This window comes from Amycolatopsis sp. MJM2582 (assembly GCF_000754115.1).
GTDB lineage: Bacteria > Actinomycetota > Actinomycetes > Mycobacteriales > Pseudonocardiaceae > Amycolatopsis > Amycolatopsis japonica.
Genome location: NZ_JPLW01000002.1, coordinates 1,679,824 through 1,694,423 on the forward strand (window position 1 = coordinate 1,679,824; position 14,600 = coordinate 1,694,423).

Consider the following 14,600-nt stretch of genomic DNA (forward strand, 5'->3'; position numbering starts at 1 on the left):
GAGCAGGAAGAACGAACTCCGGTGCCGCGGCTCGCGGTACCGGTGGAGGCGTCGTTCCTCAGAGGAAGAACAGGTGCTGCATCACGCTCACGAGGGTAGGACACGGCCGGAAGCCCCCGCATCCGATTTTCGGAACCACACGTTCGCGCCATCCCCCAGGCGCGCTCGCCACCTCCCGGACACCCGCTTCCACCTGCGACGCGGCGTCGTTCCTAGCCCGCGAACGTCGCTTCAAACCACCACTTTCCGGGGTCACCCACAGGTGCACCACGACGGTTGCCATGATCACCGGCCCGGCCGACGGTGGGCTTCTCAGCAGCATCTTTCGAGAGGAGTAGGACCGATGGCGAAGACCATGCAGCCGCAGGAACTCATCGACAGTGCCGTGGTCGACCCGACCGGCAACAAGCTCGGGAAGGTGGGCAACGTCTACCTCGCCGACGCGACGCGCCAGCCGGAATGGATCACCGTCAAAACGGGCCTGTTCGGCACCAAGGAGAGTTTCGTCCCGCTCTCGGGAGCGCACGCGGACAAGGAAGGCGTGCACGTCCGCGTCGACAAGGACGCGGTCACCGACGCGCCCCGGATCGAGGCCGACGGCCACTTGTCCGCGGAGGAGAGCGCGCAGCTGTACCGGCATTACGGGCTGCCGATGCCCCGGACGTCGCCGGACGGCCGGATGGACGACCGGACGCAGGGCCGGGGCGACGCGGGCCGCGGCAAGGCGGGTATGGCGGGCATGGACCCGGGCACGCGTGCGGATTCCGGCCGGAAGGATCGGGACACCGAGCCCACCATGACGCGGTCCGAGGAACGGCTGAACGTCGGCACCGAGCAGGTCGAGACCGGCCATGTCCGGCTGCGCAAGTACGTCGTCACCGAGGAGCAGCAGGTCACCGTCCCGGTCAGCCACGAGGAGGTCCGGATCGAACGGGAACCGATCACGAAGCCGGGCGGTGAACGGGCCGAGATCGCCGAGGACGAACAGGAAGTCGTGCTGCACGCCGAGAAACCGGTGGTGGACAAGGAAACCGTCGCGGTCGAGCGGGCGAGGCTCAAGACCGAGACCGTCACCGAGGACCAGACGATCTCCGGCAAGGTCCGCAAGGAACAGTTCGAGGTCGTCGACGACGAGGGCAAGCACCGCAAGTCGTGACCAGGGGCGGGCCGCCCGGGTTCAGCGCATGCGCCGGACGCGGGCGGCCGCGACCACGAAACCGGTCGCCACGGCACCCGCGATCGAGCAGCCGACGCCGAACAGGACCGCGGGCTCGTGCACCCTCAGCACCGAGACGCAGAGCCACGCCGTCGCGCCGAACAGCAGGCCGAGCACCGGCCCGCCGACGAGCGCGCCCCGCCAGCGGTGTCCGTTGCGGATGGTCCGCAGCCCGGATTCCAGGTACGCCAAGGCGAACAGGGCGAGGATCAGGCTGCCGGCGCCGAGCGCGCTCGCGAGCGGATGCTGGTCGGTGAGGACGGTGAAGGTCCGCGGCACGCCGTCCGCGGTCAAGGTCGCGGTGACGGCGCCGCCGGCGATCCACCGGGTGAGACCGGGAAAAGCGAGATCGGCACGGAAGCCCTCGCCCTCGGGTTTCGGGACCGCCGACGCGGAACCGAGTGGGATCCCGGCGGCGGAAAGGGCGAGGGTGACCTGGCCGGGGTTCCCCTCCCCCGTCACCGCGAACGTCTTGCTGAGGTCGAGGGACGGCGACGAGGCCGCGACGCCGTCGATCTTCAGCGTCGTGGCCTCGTGCGGCAACCGTTCCGGCGTGAGCAGGGTGAGCACCACGAGCACGATCGCGGCGACGGCCGCGGCCAGCCGGAACCAGAGCACCGAGCCCGGACGTTTCCCCGCTTCGAGTTCCGCGCGGGTCGCCGACAGCGTCGGATCCGGTGTGGGACGCCGGACCGGCCGGGTCGGCCCATCTCCGGCGGGCACCGCCGCGCCGATCGCGGAGATCACCCTCGGGGTGAGGTGCCGCACCGGCACGCGAGAGCGTTCGAGCCAGCCCGGCCCGTAGACGGCGGTGGCGGCGGAGGCGAGGTCGGCGGCGAAGGTCTCCGCGTCGCGGTACCGGGAGTCGAGTTCGCGCGAGAGGCTCCGCATGACGACCCCGGCGAGCGGTGACGGCACGCCGTCGATCGGGCGCGGATCGGTGAACATGTGCTGGCGCATCATGCTGATCGCGCCACGGGTGTTGTCGAACGGCAGCTTCCCGGACAGCAGTTCGTAGAGCACCGTGCCCGCCGAGTAGACGTCCGCCGCCGGGCTCAGCGCGTTGCCCATCGCCTGCTCGGGCGCGATGTAGGCGGGTGTGCCGAGGACTTCGCCGCCGTGCGTGACGAGGGTGGCGCCCTCGCTGATCACCTTCGCGATGCCGAAGTCGGCCACCTTCATCACGCCTTGCGTGGTGAAGAGCAGGTTCTTCGGTTTGACGTCGAGATGCAGCACGCCCGCTTCGTGCGCCGCGTGGAGCCCGGCGAGCATCGCCAGCCCGATCGCGCAGGCCTGTTCCCCGCCGATCTCGCCACTGTGGAACCGGCTGTGCACCGTGCCACCGTCGAGCCTTTCCATCACCATCAGGTGCTCGCGTCCGGTGCGCACGTAGTCGTACACGGGCACGATGTGCGGATGGTCGAGGCTGGCCAGCACGCGCGCTTCGCGGTCGAAGAGCTCGCTGCTGACGGCGTGGTTCAGCACGTCCCACGGCAGTTGCTTGATGGCGACGTCGCGGCGCAGCGAACGGTGGACGCCGGCGAAGACGACCCCCATCCCGCCCTGGCCGATCGCGGCCCCGATCTCGTACTGCGGTAGCGCGGCGACGACCTCGGCGGGTGCGCTCATCGGTTGAATTCCTTGGTGCCGTCGGGAAAGCGGACCGTCTCGTCGCCACCGGGACCCGGCGCGGGATGCGGGGTCAGGTAGCCGAGCAGGAAGGCGATCACGGCGGCGCCGAGGACCACCGGGATCTCGATCGCCGGCTCCGGCGGGACGAGCCGCAGCACCGACAGCGAGACGACGGCGACGAGCCCGGTGCCGAATCCGGCGGGCAGGAAACGCAGACCGCGCCGCCACCGGTTGGCGGGAAGGCGATGGCGGGCCAGCGCGAGCAGGGCGGTCAGCCACGCCAGCACGGTCAGCACGAGCATCGCGAGCCCGAAAGCACCGTAGACGGACCAGAAGGATCCGCGGATGTCCGCGACGGTGGTCGCCTCGCCGAGCGTTCCGCGCTGCGCGTCGAGCAGTTCGACCGTCGACGGGAGCAGTCCGATCGCCTGACCTGAGAGATCTGCCATGTCCAGCACGAAGGTCCTGGTGACCCGGCTGTGCGCGGGGACCTCGAACGGCGCTGTGGTGTCGTAGGCGAAGAAGGTCAGGGCCAGCGCCACCCCGGACACCCGGACGCTGCGGACCTTGACCGAGGTCCCACCACTGTTGGTGGCCGTGACGGTGAGCTCGACCTGTTTCGCCGGATCGACCATGACCGTGGCGTTGGCGATCGGCCGGTCGTCGAGGGTGACCGCCAGGTCGAGCCTGCCGTCGAGGACATCGTCCGCATTGGCCGGCGGTGAGCCCAAGAGGACCGCGCACAGCCCCAACGCAACCCCTGCCGCGATGACACGTCCCATTTTGCGCATCCCCTGTTTTCCTCGGCCGACTGGTCCGGAATGCTACAGCGAGTACTTACCGGAGAGGGACGTCCCAATGCGTATCGTGGTTCGCCTGATATTCGGCACCGTGACCGGGTTGTTGTTCCTGCTTTCCCAGGTAGGGACGGGGAACGCGCAGCAGTCCCCTTATCAGTCAATGGTTGGTTTGAAACCTTCGAGCGGACCCGCCGGGAGTTCTTTCACCATTTCCTGGAATTTCTCCCCGTGCAAAGGACCTATTTCTTTCACGTGGGAAGGAACGGCCATCACGTCGGTCGGTGCCCCCAGCGGACAGGTCGGGGCGACCGTGCCGGGCAACGCGACACCCGGTAGTTACCTTGTCACGGGCACCTGCACGAACGCACGGACCGGCGGGCCGCTGACCGGGAACGCGACCTTCCGCGTGACCGGGACCGTGACCACGGCACCGCCGACGACGAAGGTGCCTCCGACGACCAAGCCGTCGGTCCCGGTGACCACCCCGACCAGACCGGGAACGACCACCACTCCGACCACCCCGGTCACCACGACGACGCCGCCGACCACGACGCCACCGTCCACAACGGACACTCCCCCGCCGCCGACGGACGCCCCGTCGACGAGCACCACCCCGCCGGGCCCGAACGACCTGGTCCTCGACCGGCCGAGCGTGCAGCCCGGCGACGCGCTGTCCGCGACGGGCAAGGGCTGCACACCCGGCGAACGCGTCACGCTGACGTCGGACGGCGAACGCGTCGGTGGCGCCTACGCCGACGGCACCGGCGCCTTCACCGCGGCCGTCGAGTTCACGCGGATCGAGGCGGGCAGGCACACGGTCGTCGCGGACTGCGGCGTGCGGCTGACCGGCGCCGTCGAGCAGGTCGTGACCAGTTCGTCCGGCGGGCACAGCGGCACCCTGGTGGTGCTGGTGTTCTTCGTGCTGGCCGGGATCACCGTGATCCGTTTCCCCTGAGCTCAGCGGGGAAGCTTCACCACGGTGACGAAGAAGTTGTCGATCTGGCGTACCACGTCGATGAACCGGTCGAAGTCGACCGGCTTGGTCACATAGGCGTTGGCGTGCAGGTCGTAGCTGCGGAGGATGTCCTCTTCGGCTTCGGAGGTGGTGAGCACGACGACCGGGATGGTACGCAGCTCCGGCAACGCCTTGACCTCGCTGAGCACCTCACGGCCGTCCTTGCGGGGCAGGTTCAGGTCGAGCAGGATCAGCCCCGGACGTTCCGCGTCCTCGAACGGCGCTTCCCTGCGCAGGAACTGCAAGGCCTGCTCGCCGTCGGAGACGACCGAAAGGGTGTTGCGGATCTTGTGGTGCTCGAACGCCTCCTGCGTCATGAGGACGTCGCCGGGGTCGTCTTCGACCAGCAGGATGTGGATCGGTTCCAAGGACTCGGTCATGCTTGCTCGTTTCCTTCGTCGGGGTTCTGGGTGGCGGGCAGGGTGAAGCAGAACCGGGTCCCCGACGGCACACTGGTGTCCAGCCAGATCCTCCCGCCGTGGTGTTCGACGATCTTGCGGCACAGGGCCAGTCCGATCCCCGTACCCGGGTATTCGCCGCGGCCGTGCAGCCGCTGGAAGATCACGAAGATCCGCTCGGCGTACTCGTCGCTGATGCCGATCCCGTTGTCGGTGACGGAGAACCGCCAGTCCTCGCCGTCCCGCTCCGCGGAGATCTCGACCTCCGGCGGCTCCTCGCCGCGGAACTTGATCGCGTTGCCGACGAGGTTCTGGAAGACCGCCGTCAGCAGGGATTTCTCCCCGCGTACAGCGGGAAGCTCGCCGTGGGTGACCCGGGCGCCGGACTCGGCGACCGCGTCTTCGAGGTTGCCCAGCGCGGCGTCCAGCAGGTCCCCGGACTCCAGCAGGACACTTTCCCCCGGGCGGCGACCGACGCGGGAGAAGGCGAGCAGATCGTTGATCAGCGCCTGCATCCGTTTCGCGCCGTCGACGGCGAAACCGATGTACTGGTCCCCGCGTTCGTCCAGTTTTCCCTGGTACCGCTTCTGAAGCAGCTGGCAGAAACTGGCCACCTTGCGCAGAGGCTCCTGGAGGTCGTGCGACGCGACATAGGCGAACTGCTCCAGGTCCGAATTCGACCGCTCCAGCTCGCGGGTCCGGGTCACGATCAGTTCCTGCGCCCGCTCCAGCAGCGCGACCTCGTCGAGGATCCGCGAGCGCAGCGACTCCACATCGGACGCCAGCTCCCGCATCTCCTTCGGACCGGAGCCGCGGACCTCCCGATGGACGTCGGTCTGCGCGACATCCCGCACCTCGGTCGCCAGCTGACGGATCGGCTTGATCAGTTTCCGGTGCAGGACAAGGAAGACCAGCGCGAACGCGGCACAGAGCAGCACCGCGATCACGATGAGCATGGCCCGCAGGACCTCGGCGGCGGCCGACAGGTCTTCCCGCGCGTCCAGCCGGTCGGCCTCCAGGCGGTTCTGCAACACACTCAGGGCCGCGCGGACCTGGTCGAACAGCGGTTTGCTCGCGTCCACCTGTGCGCCGGTGGCGGGAGCGCCGGCGAGCACGGGTTCGATGACCGTCCTTCGCCAGGTCGCGGCGGCGCTCAGCACCCGATCCAGATCGGCACCGATCGCGGTACCGGGGACGGCGCCGAGCCGCCGCAACTCGGCGACGGCCGCGTCCTGGGCCCTCAAACCGTCCCGGTACGGCTCCAGGAACTCGGGACGTCCGGCCAGGATGTAGCCGCGGACACCGGTCTCCTGGTTCAGCATCGCCGTCGAGAGCGAGGTGGACTGCAGCACCTGCGGACCGGTGACGTCCAGCAGCCTGGCGCGCGAATCGGTGAGGTTCGTCAAGGCCAGGGCGCCGGCCACGATCGCGCTCCCGAGCAGCAGACCGGCGATCACCCCGGACAACACCGCCCAGCGGCTGATCGACCAAACGGGCTTCGTCACGACGGCTCACCGGAATCGAACGTGAGCAACGCCAGCGCGACGTCGTCGTCCAGCGGACCGCCGTGCAGGACGTCCATCTCGCTGATCAGGTGATCGAGTGCCGCGGCGGAACCGCCCTCGGCGTCCAGGCTGTTCAGCGCGGCGGCGGCCATCCGTTCGAGTCCGACGCGTTCCCCGCTGCCTTCGACCCGTCCTTCGAAAAGGCCGTCGGTGTACAGCAGCAGTGACCATCGCGGTCCCATCGGCACCGTCAGCTCTTGCCATCCCGCACCCGGCGCCACGCCGAGCGGCGGGCCGAGTTTTTCCCTGGACAGCAGCCTGCCGCCCGAGTCGTCGACCAGAAGCGGCTGCGGATGACCGGCCAGTGTCATCTTCAGCGAGCGGCGGTCCGGGGCGACGGTGATCATGCAGACGGTGGCGAACAGCGGCCCCAAGGCCTCGTGCCGCAGCATTTCCTCCACCAACGCCAGTGTTCCCGCCATCGGCAGCCCGGCGAGCACGACCGAACGCCACGCGATCCGCAGCGCGACACCGAGCGCCGCTTCGTCCGGGCCGTGTCCGCACACGTCCCCGATGACCAGCTGCAGGGTGCCGTCGGGGAGTTCGACGGCGTCGTAGAAGTCGCCGCCCAGCAAGGCCCCGTTCCGGCCGGGCCGGTATCGCACCGCGAGTCCGAGCCGGGGATCGGTCACCAGCGGGGTCGGCAGCAGGCCGCGTTCGAGGCGCGCGTTCTCCCTCGCGAGCAACTGATGCTGCAACAGTTGCTGCTCGATGCGTTCCGCACGGCTGCGTTCCCAGGAATACCGGAGGGTCCGCGCCAGAAGCCTGCCGTCGACATGCTGTTTGACCAGATAGTCCTGGGCACCCGCGCCCAGCGCCGCCACCCCGGTGGCCTCGTCCTCCTGGCCGGTCAGGACGATCACCGCGGTCGACGGCGCGTGCTGCCGGAGCCTGGTCAGACCGGTCAGGCCCGTCGCGTCCGGAAGCTGGAGATCCAAGAGCACACAGTCGGCGGTGATCGGCCGCGCGAGTGCCCGCTGGAGCGTCCTCACCCTGTCGAGGACGACCTGTTCCAGGTTTTCGACGGCGTCCGCGAGCATCTCTTCGACCAGGAGCGCATCGCCGTCGTCGTCCTCGACCAGCAGGACATGCAACCGGGTCGGCTGGGTGGAAGGTCTACGTGGCGGGGATTGCTCGCCGTGACGCACGGCGTTGGACACGGACAGCCACCTTTCCTCACCGGCTTTTCCGGCGTGCGAACAGAAGACGGCTGTCTTCTCAACCACCGGGAGCGTACCGGCCGTACGGGACATGCCGCCGGTCCGGACCACCGACACGCCAGGTTTCCCACGGTCAGGGATCGCGTGGCGGCCGGGGCGGACGCATCGCCGCGCCCACCAGGACCAGCGCGGCCAGGAAGAGGGCGGCGACCGCCAGATCGATCAGGAAGCCGACGACGAGTCCGGTGATCATCGCTCACTCCTGTGCCGTCCGGGTGGCTTCGCGACGGCGTGCGTACAGGCTGGTGAACGAGACCGTGACGAGAACGGCGATGATCACGCCCAGCGAGGCCGGGGTCGGGACCTGCGGCACCGACGGCCAGATCCCGTGAGCCCAGTGCAGGACCAGCTTCACGCCGATGAAGGCGAGGATGATCGCGAGGCCGTGGTTCAGGTGGACCAGCTTCGCGAGCGCCGTGTGGAGCACGAAGTACAAGGCACGCAAGCCCATCAGGGCGAAGGCGTTGGTGGCGAACACGAGGTACGGGTCTTCGGTGATGCCGTACACCGCGGGCACGGAATCGACCGCGAACACCACGTCGGTCGCGAAGACCGCGACCACCACGACCGCCAGCGGGGTGAGCGCGCGGCGTCCGTGTTCACGCACGGTCAGCCGGGTGCCGCGATAGTCGTCCGTGACCGGCATCAGCTTGCGCAGCAACCGGACCGACCGCAGCTGCGAAAGGTCCAGCTCGCTCTGACCGCCGGACATGGCCTCGCGCAGGATCTTGACCGCCGAAGCGAACAGGATGACGCCGAAGACGAGGAACGCCCAGGTTCCCGCCGAAAGCATCGCGGCACCGGCCGCGATGAACACGCCGCGGAGCACCAGCGCGCCCACGATGCCATACAGCAGCACACGTTGCTGCACCTCGGCCGGGACCGCGAAGGCGGCGAGCAGCAGCATGAAGACGAACAGGTTGTCGACCGACAGGGATTTCTCGACGACGAACCCGGTCATGAACTCGAGCGCCTGACCGCCGCCGAACTCGAGCCACAACCAGAGCCCGAACACCACCGGAAGCGCCAGGTAGAAGACCGACCAGCCGGCGGCCTCCCGCATCGAAACCTCGTGCGGACGCCGGGTCACCGCGAAATCGGCGACGAGCAGTGCCAGCAGCACGGCGATGCTGATCGCCCACAACGCCGGCGATCCCACGGTTGCCACGGACTCGGGCATGAAGCCTCCTCGAACTCGAAGTTCGAGGTCTCCTTCACCCCGGCGGGGCGGCCTCCCGGGGACATCGGCGGGATGTCCGTACTGACCGGGCAGGCTCTTGGGAAGTACTCCCCTCGTCGGTCCAGTATCGCATTTAGTAAAGAGATATTAAAGCGGGGGTCAAGCCGGGCCCTCCCGCAAGACGCCACGCACCGCGTCAACGGACAGGTCGTCCCAGGGGAATTCGGCCATCCACCAGGTCGCGCCCGCCCGTTCATAGGGCGCGAGATCCGTACCCGCGGGCACCCCGATGGCGAAGTCGTACGGGGTCTCGTCGCCTTCGCGCAGCGCGGTGATCGTCTCGACCGCCTCGGCGAACTCGTCCGCGTGCGGCAGGTTCACCGGGAAGAACCCGTCGTACCGCGCGGCCCGGCGCATCGGCTTCGTCTTCCCCGGGAAACCGGCCAGCCACACGGGTACCGGACGCGCGGGACGAGGCAGGAAGGTGATGTCGTCGACCGTGTAATGCACGCCGTGGTGCCGAACGGGCTCGCCGGACCAAGCGGCGGTGAGGATCTCGAGCGACTCGTCGAGCATCTCGGCGCGCTTGCGATCGTCCGGTTCGTCGCCGGTCCTTGAGAACTCCTCGCCGAAGCGGTCGCTGCCGAGCCCCGCACCGAGGATCAGCCGTCCACCGCTCAGCCGGTCCAACGTGGCCGTCTCGCGGGCGAGCTTGACCGGACGGCGGCGGGCCAGCGGCGTGACCATCGGACCGAAGGCGAGGTTCTCGGTGGCGGACGCGACGGCGGCGAGGGTGATCCACGGATCGGCGATCGCGCGCACCGGCTCGCGCCAGCGGATGTGGTCCCAGACGAACAAGCCGTGCCAGCCCGCTTCTTCGGCTTCGGCGGCGAGACGCGCGACGATCACCGGGTCGGCCAGGTCGTCGAAAATCGGCAGCCAGAGTGCTGAGCGCAGAGTCATGCCTGCGACCGTACGGACCGGTACCGACAGTCGGGGCGGTTTGGCGTGACCGAATGGACGACACGCGTGATTCAACGGACGACACGTGCCGCCCAGGTTGACAACTCCACTAGAGTTCAACCAGGGAATTGATTAACCTATCGGTTGAATAACTGCGGAAGAGAACCACGATGACCGATCTGACGATCACCCGTCTCCTCGACGCGCCGCGCGAGCTCGTCTTCCGCGTGTGGACCGATCCGGACCATCTCGCCCGGTGGTGGGGCCCGGCCGGCTTCACCAGCAGGTCCTGCACGGTCAACCTCACCGAGGGCGGCAAGTGGCGCACCTGCATCAGCGACGGCGAGACCGTGCTGTGGATGTCAGGCGTCTACCACGAGATCGTCCCGCCGGAGCGGCTCGTCTTCAGCTTCGCCTGGGAGGAGCCGGAAGGCTTCCGCGGGCACGACACGCTCGTCACGGTCGACTTCTCCGACCTCGACGGCAAGACGGAAATGTCGTTCCACCAAGCGATCTTCGAGACCGGGGCGGAGCGCGACAGCCACGTCGAAGGCTGGCAGTCCTGCTTCGGCCGCCTCACGGAGTATGTAGCAGATGCGAGCGGTCGATGAGATCGCTCATGGCCCGCTGAAACTCGCTTCGCCGTTTCTCGCCCCATCCGTCGGTGAGCTGATCGAAAACCTGTTCCTGCCAGCGGTGGGCCTGGTCGAGCATGGCCAGGCCCGCCGCGGTGAGCGAAACCTCGCGGCGGCGTCCATCGCTCCGCGAAGCCTCCATGGTCAGCTGACCCGCCTCGATCGCGGCCTTGACCAGCCGAGACGCGCCGCTCTGGTCGAGGCCGATCTCGACGGCGATCGCGTTCACCGTCGTCGCGGCCCCGCGCTCGGCGAGGGAGTGGGCCGCCTCGCAGACGAGGACGAGACGCCCCTGGTCGGCGACGGCCGCGGTCCGGCGCGACCAGTGCCGCACGAAGGCGAACAGGGCCTGGCCCGGACCTGGGGCGCTCATTCGGTCGCCGCCATCTCGCGGCAGAGGTACGCCAATTCGAGCGCGGACTTCAGATCGGGCAGCCGGAGCGCCGCGGTGACCTTGCCGCCGCCCACCCGGAACACGGTCGCCACCCGCGTCGGCCCCGCGCTTTCGGGCCAGGTCGCGTCCTCCTCCACCACCATCAGGCGATCGCTGACGGGATGCCACGATCGCGGCTTCAGCCTGATCCCCGACCGATCCACCCAGTCGGCGAACTGCGCGGACGTGATCGGCCCGGCGCCCTTCGGCCCGAGGACCACGACGGGATCCCCGACCGCGGCCGCCGATCGCCTCAGGTCGCCTTCGTTGACGCTCTCGTGCCACTCGTTGATCGCCGTCTCGAGTTCCATGACTCAACTATATGCGAAACGCATACACTTAGCCCACCTCCCGCAGTACCTGCCGCGCCCTCGCGACCCCGTCCTCTGCCCGTAGCCGCGCCGCGACGTACTGCGCGCCGCGGCGGAACAGGAGGTTGCCGGACAGCTCCAGCAGCCGCGCGGTCAGCGAGTCCGCGGTCAGCTCCCGCAGCGGCAGTGGACGTGGCCCGGCCCCGAGCCGGAAAACCCGGTCGCCCCAGTACGGCTGGTCGGAGAAGACCGGGCAGACCAGTGAGGGAACACCCGCGCGCAACGCGGCCGCGGTCGTGCCCGCGCCACCGTGGTGCACCACCGCCGCGGTGCGCGGGAACAGCCACGCGTGCGGAACATCCCCGACGGTCAGCAGATCGTCTTCGTCGGCGCCGGCATCGGTGCCGAGCAGGCCGCGCAACCCGACGCGGCGCAACGCCGTGCGGACGGCCGCGAACGTCCGCTCCGCCTCCGACGGCCGCATGCTGCCGAAACCGACGTACACCGGAGGCGGCCCGGACGCGAGGAAATCCCGCAGGCGCGAGTCCGGCCGCCAGGCGGCGGGCGCCTCGAGGAACCAGTACCCGGTGACGTGGACCCGCGCGGGCCAGTCCTTCGGCCGGGGCACCACGGCGTCGGAAAACCCGCACAGCACCGGCGTTTCCGTCCGCCGGGGCCCGCGCAGCCCCGCCGCGGGCAGGCCGAGTGACCGCTCGCGCCATCGGTCCACCTCCGGCCGCAGCACCTGCCACGCGACGGTGTCGACGGCGCGGAAGCTCAGCCGCCTGCCGCACGGCCCGGTCTTGGCCGCCCACGGCACCAGCGGATGCGCGAAAGCGCCTGTCGGAACGCTGGGCTGGTAGTGCAGTTCGACGTCGGGAACGCCGAGCGACGCGCCCAGATGCGCACCGAGGAATCCCAGTGTCGGGGCGAGTACGAGGTCCGCTCCCGCCGATCCCTGGTGGACGTCCGCCAGCAGGCGCTCCATCACCGGGGCCAACGCGCCGCGCAACCCGCGCAGGAAGGTCGCGGACGTCCGTCCCTCCGTCCATTCGCGTCCGCCGTCCGAACCGAGGATCTCCGCGGGATCGGCCGAGAGCGGGGCGAAATCCAGGCCGTGCGAGGTCACCAGGGTCCGGAACCGTTCGGCCGCCAGCACCCGCACCCGATCGCCGTCGAGACCACGCCCCAAGGCGATGCACGGCTGGACGTCGCCCCGCGAGCCGGGTGCGACGATCACGACGAGCCGGCTCATCGCTTCGCCGCCGTCAGCCGGTAACGGAGACGGAACGGCAGGTTCGCCAGCACGGCTGCGATCCCCGCGTCCCTGCCCACCAGGTACCTCGGCGCGAAACGGCGTGCGGTCAGCGCGTGGACCACGACCCGCGCCGCCCGCTCGGGCGGCACCCCGTTCCGCGCAGACCGCTCCGCGCTGCGCTCGGCCTCGTCCAGTTGCGCCGCATACCTTTCCCGCGCGGCTTCCGGCAGCGCGGCACGCACTTCTTCGGCGGCGGCGCGGGCACGCGGCCAGATCGAGGTGGCGACGGCGCCCGGTTCGACGAGGACGACGCCGATCCCGGACGGGGCCAGCTCGGCGCGCAGGCTGTCGGTCAACCCGACCAAGGCGAACTTCGACGTGTGATACGGCCCGACCATCGGCCCCGCGATCCGCCCGCCCATCGACCCGACCGTGACGACCCTGGCACCGGTCGCGGCGCGCAGCGCGGGCAGCATCGCCTGCGTGACGGCCAGCTGACCGGTGACGTTGACCTCCAGCTGCTGCCGGAAATCGTCGAGCGGGACGTGTTCCAACGGTCCCGGCCGGGCCATCCCGGCGTTGTTCACCAGTCCCCGCAACGGGCCCGCCGCCGCGACCTTCTCCCCGCAGTCCGCGATCGACGCCGGATCCCGCAGATCCATCCGCAGCACGGTGACCGCCTCGCCGAAGCTCCGCGCGAGGTCCGTTTCATCCGCGTCGGTGCGGACACTGGCCCAGACGTGGGCGTCCCGCCGGACGAGTTCGGCCACGCAAGCCCGGCCGATCCCGCTCGACGCCCCGGTGACCACAAAGGACGGACGGGTCACGACGCCTCCCCCGCCTTCACCGGCGCGGCGAGGGCACGCAGCATCCGCGGCCACGTCTTGTGCAACTGGTCCTGCCAGTACGCCCAATGATGCGTGCCCGCCCCGTAGAAGTCGGTCATGACCGGGACACCGAGCCGGTTCAGCCGGTCGGCCATCGCGGTGGTCTGCCCGGAGCAGAGGAATTCGAGCAGCATGGCGCCGGGCAGCACGTCGATCGGGAGCTTGCCGTCGAACGGCCCAGGGAGGCCGTTGCCCGTCGAGAGGTACAGCTCGGTGCCACGCAGGCGGTCGGCGTTCACCAGCGGGTCGTGCGCGTCCCAGCGCGACGCCTCTCGACGACGGTCACCCCAGAGCGCTTCGGGGTCTTGCCGAGCTGAGGCGACGATCGCACTGGTCAGCAGCTCGCCGTACGGGCCCGTGGGGTTGAGGTTGCCGCTGAACGATCCGGCGAACCGGAACACCCCCGGCCGCCGGGCGGCGAGTTCGACCGCGCCGTAGCCGCCGAGCGACAGCCCCGCCGCCACTCGGCGACCGTCGCCGCGATAGCCGCGATCGATCAGCTGCGGGATCTCGACGGCGGTGAAGGTCTCCCATTGATTGAGCACGACGTTCTTGCCGTAATTCCACCAGTCGGAAAAGAACCCCGCCGAACCGGAGCCCGGCATCACCACCAGCGCGCCGGAGTCGTCGGCGAGCTTCCGGATGTCGGTGTTGGCGGTCCAGCCGCGATAGTCCTGCAGCCGTGTCTCCCCGGCGAGCAGGTACACCGCCGGCCACTTCCGGTCCGGCTCGGTGGCCCACCCCGACGGCAGGATCAGCCGGACCATCGCGTAACTCCCGACGCCGACCGAGCGCACGGTGAGGTCCAGCATCCGCGGATCACCGTCCACAGTGGTCTGGGCCACGACGTGCGAGCCGTCGTCGGCTCTGGCGTCCGGGACACCGCTCGCGGCCCGCGCCGGGGCCGCGACGACGCCCGGCAGCAGGCAGGTGACGGCCACGACCGCCCACAGCCGCCTCGAAATATTGCGCATACGTAATCCTTTGTCCCGGTCGTTCGACAGAATTCGAAAATGTGACGGCGATTACCCGAGAAAGAAAATCAGCGGTGGCGACACGTTAAGCGGAACGAGCCTCTACAGGCAAT

General features: G+C 69.4%; 16 protein-coding genes. 3 read left to right on the forward strand and 13 right to left on the reverse strand.

Features of this window, described 5'->3' with window-relative positions; genetic code table 11:
* Positions 1-343 precede the first annotated feature (343 nt).
* Complete coding sequence (locus tag ED92_RS17915) at positions 344-1,156, forward strand: DUF2382 domain-containing protein (RefSeq protein WP_037339400.1); 813 nt, start codon at positions 344-346, stop codon at positions 1,154-1,156.
* A 21-nt stretch (positions 1,157-1,177) separates the two neighbouring features.
* Here the strand turns inward: ED92_RS17915 and ED92_RS17920 are convergent, their stop codons facing one another.
* The 3 genes from ED92_RS17920 to ED92_RS17930 form a co-directional block, all read right to left on the reverse strand.
* Positions 1,178-2,845 carry a serine/threonine-protein kinase gene (locus ED92_RS17920; protein WP_037339402.1) on the reverse strand — a complete coding sequence of 556 codons (1,668 nt, stop codon included), beginning with the start codon at positions 2,843-2,845 and terminating at the stop codon, positions 1,178-1,180.
* The gene (locus ED92_RS17925; protein ID WP_052120670.1) at positions 2,842-3,630 is read right to left on the reverse strand and encodes a hypothetical protein; all 789 of its coding nucleotides are present in this window, start codon (positions 3,628-3,630) and stop codon (positions 2,842-2,844) included. Before ED92_RS17925 ends, ED92_RS17920 begins: the two co-directional genes overlap by 4 nt.
* A 354-nt stretch (positions 3,631-3,984) precedes the next feature.
* Positions 3,985-4,335, reverse strand: a complete 351-nt coding sequence (locus tag ED92_RS17930; protein WP_081975837.1) for a hypothetical protein — start codon at positions 4,333-4,335, stop codon at positions 3,985-3,987.
* On the opposite strand from ED92_RS17930, the gene ED92_RS17935 reads away from it, so the two are divergent.
* Complete coding sequence (locus ED92_RS17935) at positions 4,301-4,603, forward strand: hypothetical protein (protein WP_172843588.1); 303 nt, start codon at positions 4,301-4,303, stop codon at positions 4,601-4,603. The two genes, ED92_RS17930 and ED92_RS17935, sit on opposite strands and share 35 nt — an antisense overlap.
* Before the next feature lie 2 nt (positions 4,604-4,605).
* Here ED92_RS17935 and ED92_RS17940 read toward each other — a convergent pair whose 3' ends face one another.
* The 5 genes from ED92_RS17940 to ED92_RS17960 all read right to left on the reverse strand — a co-directional run bounded on the left by ED92_RS17940 (position 4,606) and on the right by ED92_RS17960 (position 9,989).
* The gene (locus tag ED92_RS17940; RefSeq protein ID WP_037339403.1) at positions 4,606-5,043 is read right to left on the reverse strand and encodes a response regulator; all 438 of its coding nucleotides are present in this window, start codon (positions 5,041-5,043) and stop codon (positions 4,606-4,608) included.
* Positions 5,040-6,566: an ATP-binding protein gene (locus ED92_RS17945; RefSeq protein ID WP_037339405.1), complete on the reverse strand. Its 1,527-nt coding sequence runs from the start codon at positions 6,564-6,566 to the stop codon at positions 5,040-5,042. The genes ED92_RS17940 and ED92_RS17945 overlap by 4 nt, the downstream gene beginning before the upstream one ends.
* Positions 6,563-7,786: a PP2C family protein-serine/threonine phosphatase gene (locus ED92_RS17950; RefSeq protein WP_037340314.1), complete on the reverse strand. Its 1,224-nt coding sequence runs from the start codon at positions 7,784-7,786 to the stop codon at positions 6,563-6,565. Before ED92_RS17950 ends, ED92_RS17945 begins: the two co-directional genes overlap by 4 nt.
* Before the next feature lie 256 nt (positions 7,787-8,042).
* Positions 8,043-9,026: a TerC/Alx family metal homeostasis membrane protein gene (locus ED92_RS17955; RefSeq protein ID WP_037339409.1), complete on the reverse strand. Its 984-nt coding sequence runs from the start codon at positions 9,024-9,026 to the stop codon at positions 8,043-8,045.
* 159 nt (positions 9,027-9,185) lie between these two features.
* Entirely contained in the window at positions 9,186-9,989 is an 804-nt protein-coding gene (locus tag ED92_RS17960) for an LLM class flavin-dependent oxidoreductase (RefSeq protein WP_037339411.1), read from the reverse strand.
* A gap of 170 nt (positions 9,990-10,159) precedes the next feature.
* Between ED92_RS17960 and ED92_RS17965 the strand changes: the two genes are divergently transcribed.
* Positions 10,160-10,600: an SRPBCC domain-containing protein gene (locus ED92_RS17965; protein WP_037339414.1), complete on the forward strand. Its 441-nt coding sequence runs from the start codon at positions 10,160-10,162 to the stop codon at positions 10,598-10,600.
* On the opposite strand, the gene ED92_RS17970 is transcribed toward ED92_RS17965, so the two are convergent.
* The 5 genes from ED92_RS17970 to ED92_RS17990 are packed head-to-tail and all read right to left on the reverse strand — an operon-like array spanning position 10,566 to position 14,487.
* Complete coding sequence (locus tag ED92_RS17970) at positions 10,566-10,997, reverse strand: MarR family winged helix-turn-helix transcriptional regulator (protein ID WP_037339417.1); 432 nt, start codon at positions 10,995-10,997, stop codon at positions 10,566-10,568. The two genes, ED92_RS17965 and ED92_RS17970, sit on opposite strands and share 35 nt — an antisense overlap.
* A complete protein-coding gene (locus ED92_RS17975; RefSeq protein ID WP_037339419.1) occupies positions 10,994-11,368 on the reverse strand; it encodes a hypothetical protein in 375 nt (124 codons plus the stop codon). Before ED92_RS17975 ends, ED92_RS17970 begins: the two co-directional genes overlap by 4 nt.
* Before the next feature lie 28 nt (positions 11,369-11,396).
* On the reverse strand, positions 11,397-12,623 hold the full coding sequence (locus ED92_RS17980) for a glycosyltransferase (protein ID WP_037339421.1): 1,227 nt from the start codon (positions 12,621-12,623) through the stop codon (positions 11,397-11,399).
* Positions 12,620-13,453, reverse strand: coding sequence for an SDR family NAD(P)-dependent oxidoreductase (locus ED92_RS17985; protein WP_037339423.1), 834 nt, complete (start codon positions 13,451-13,453; stop codon positions 12,620-12,622). Before ED92_RS17985 ends, ED92_RS17980 begins: the two co-directional genes overlap by 4 nt.
* Positions 13,450-14,487: an alpha/beta hydrolase family protein gene (locus tag ED92_RS17990; RefSeq protein ID WP_037339425.1), complete on the reverse strand. Its 1,038-nt coding sequence runs from the start codon at positions 14,485-14,487 to the stop codon at positions 13,450-13,452. The genes ED92_RS17985 and ED92_RS17990 overlap by 4 nt, the downstream gene beginning before the upstream one ends.
* Positions 14,488-14,600: the final 113 nt, after the last annotated feature.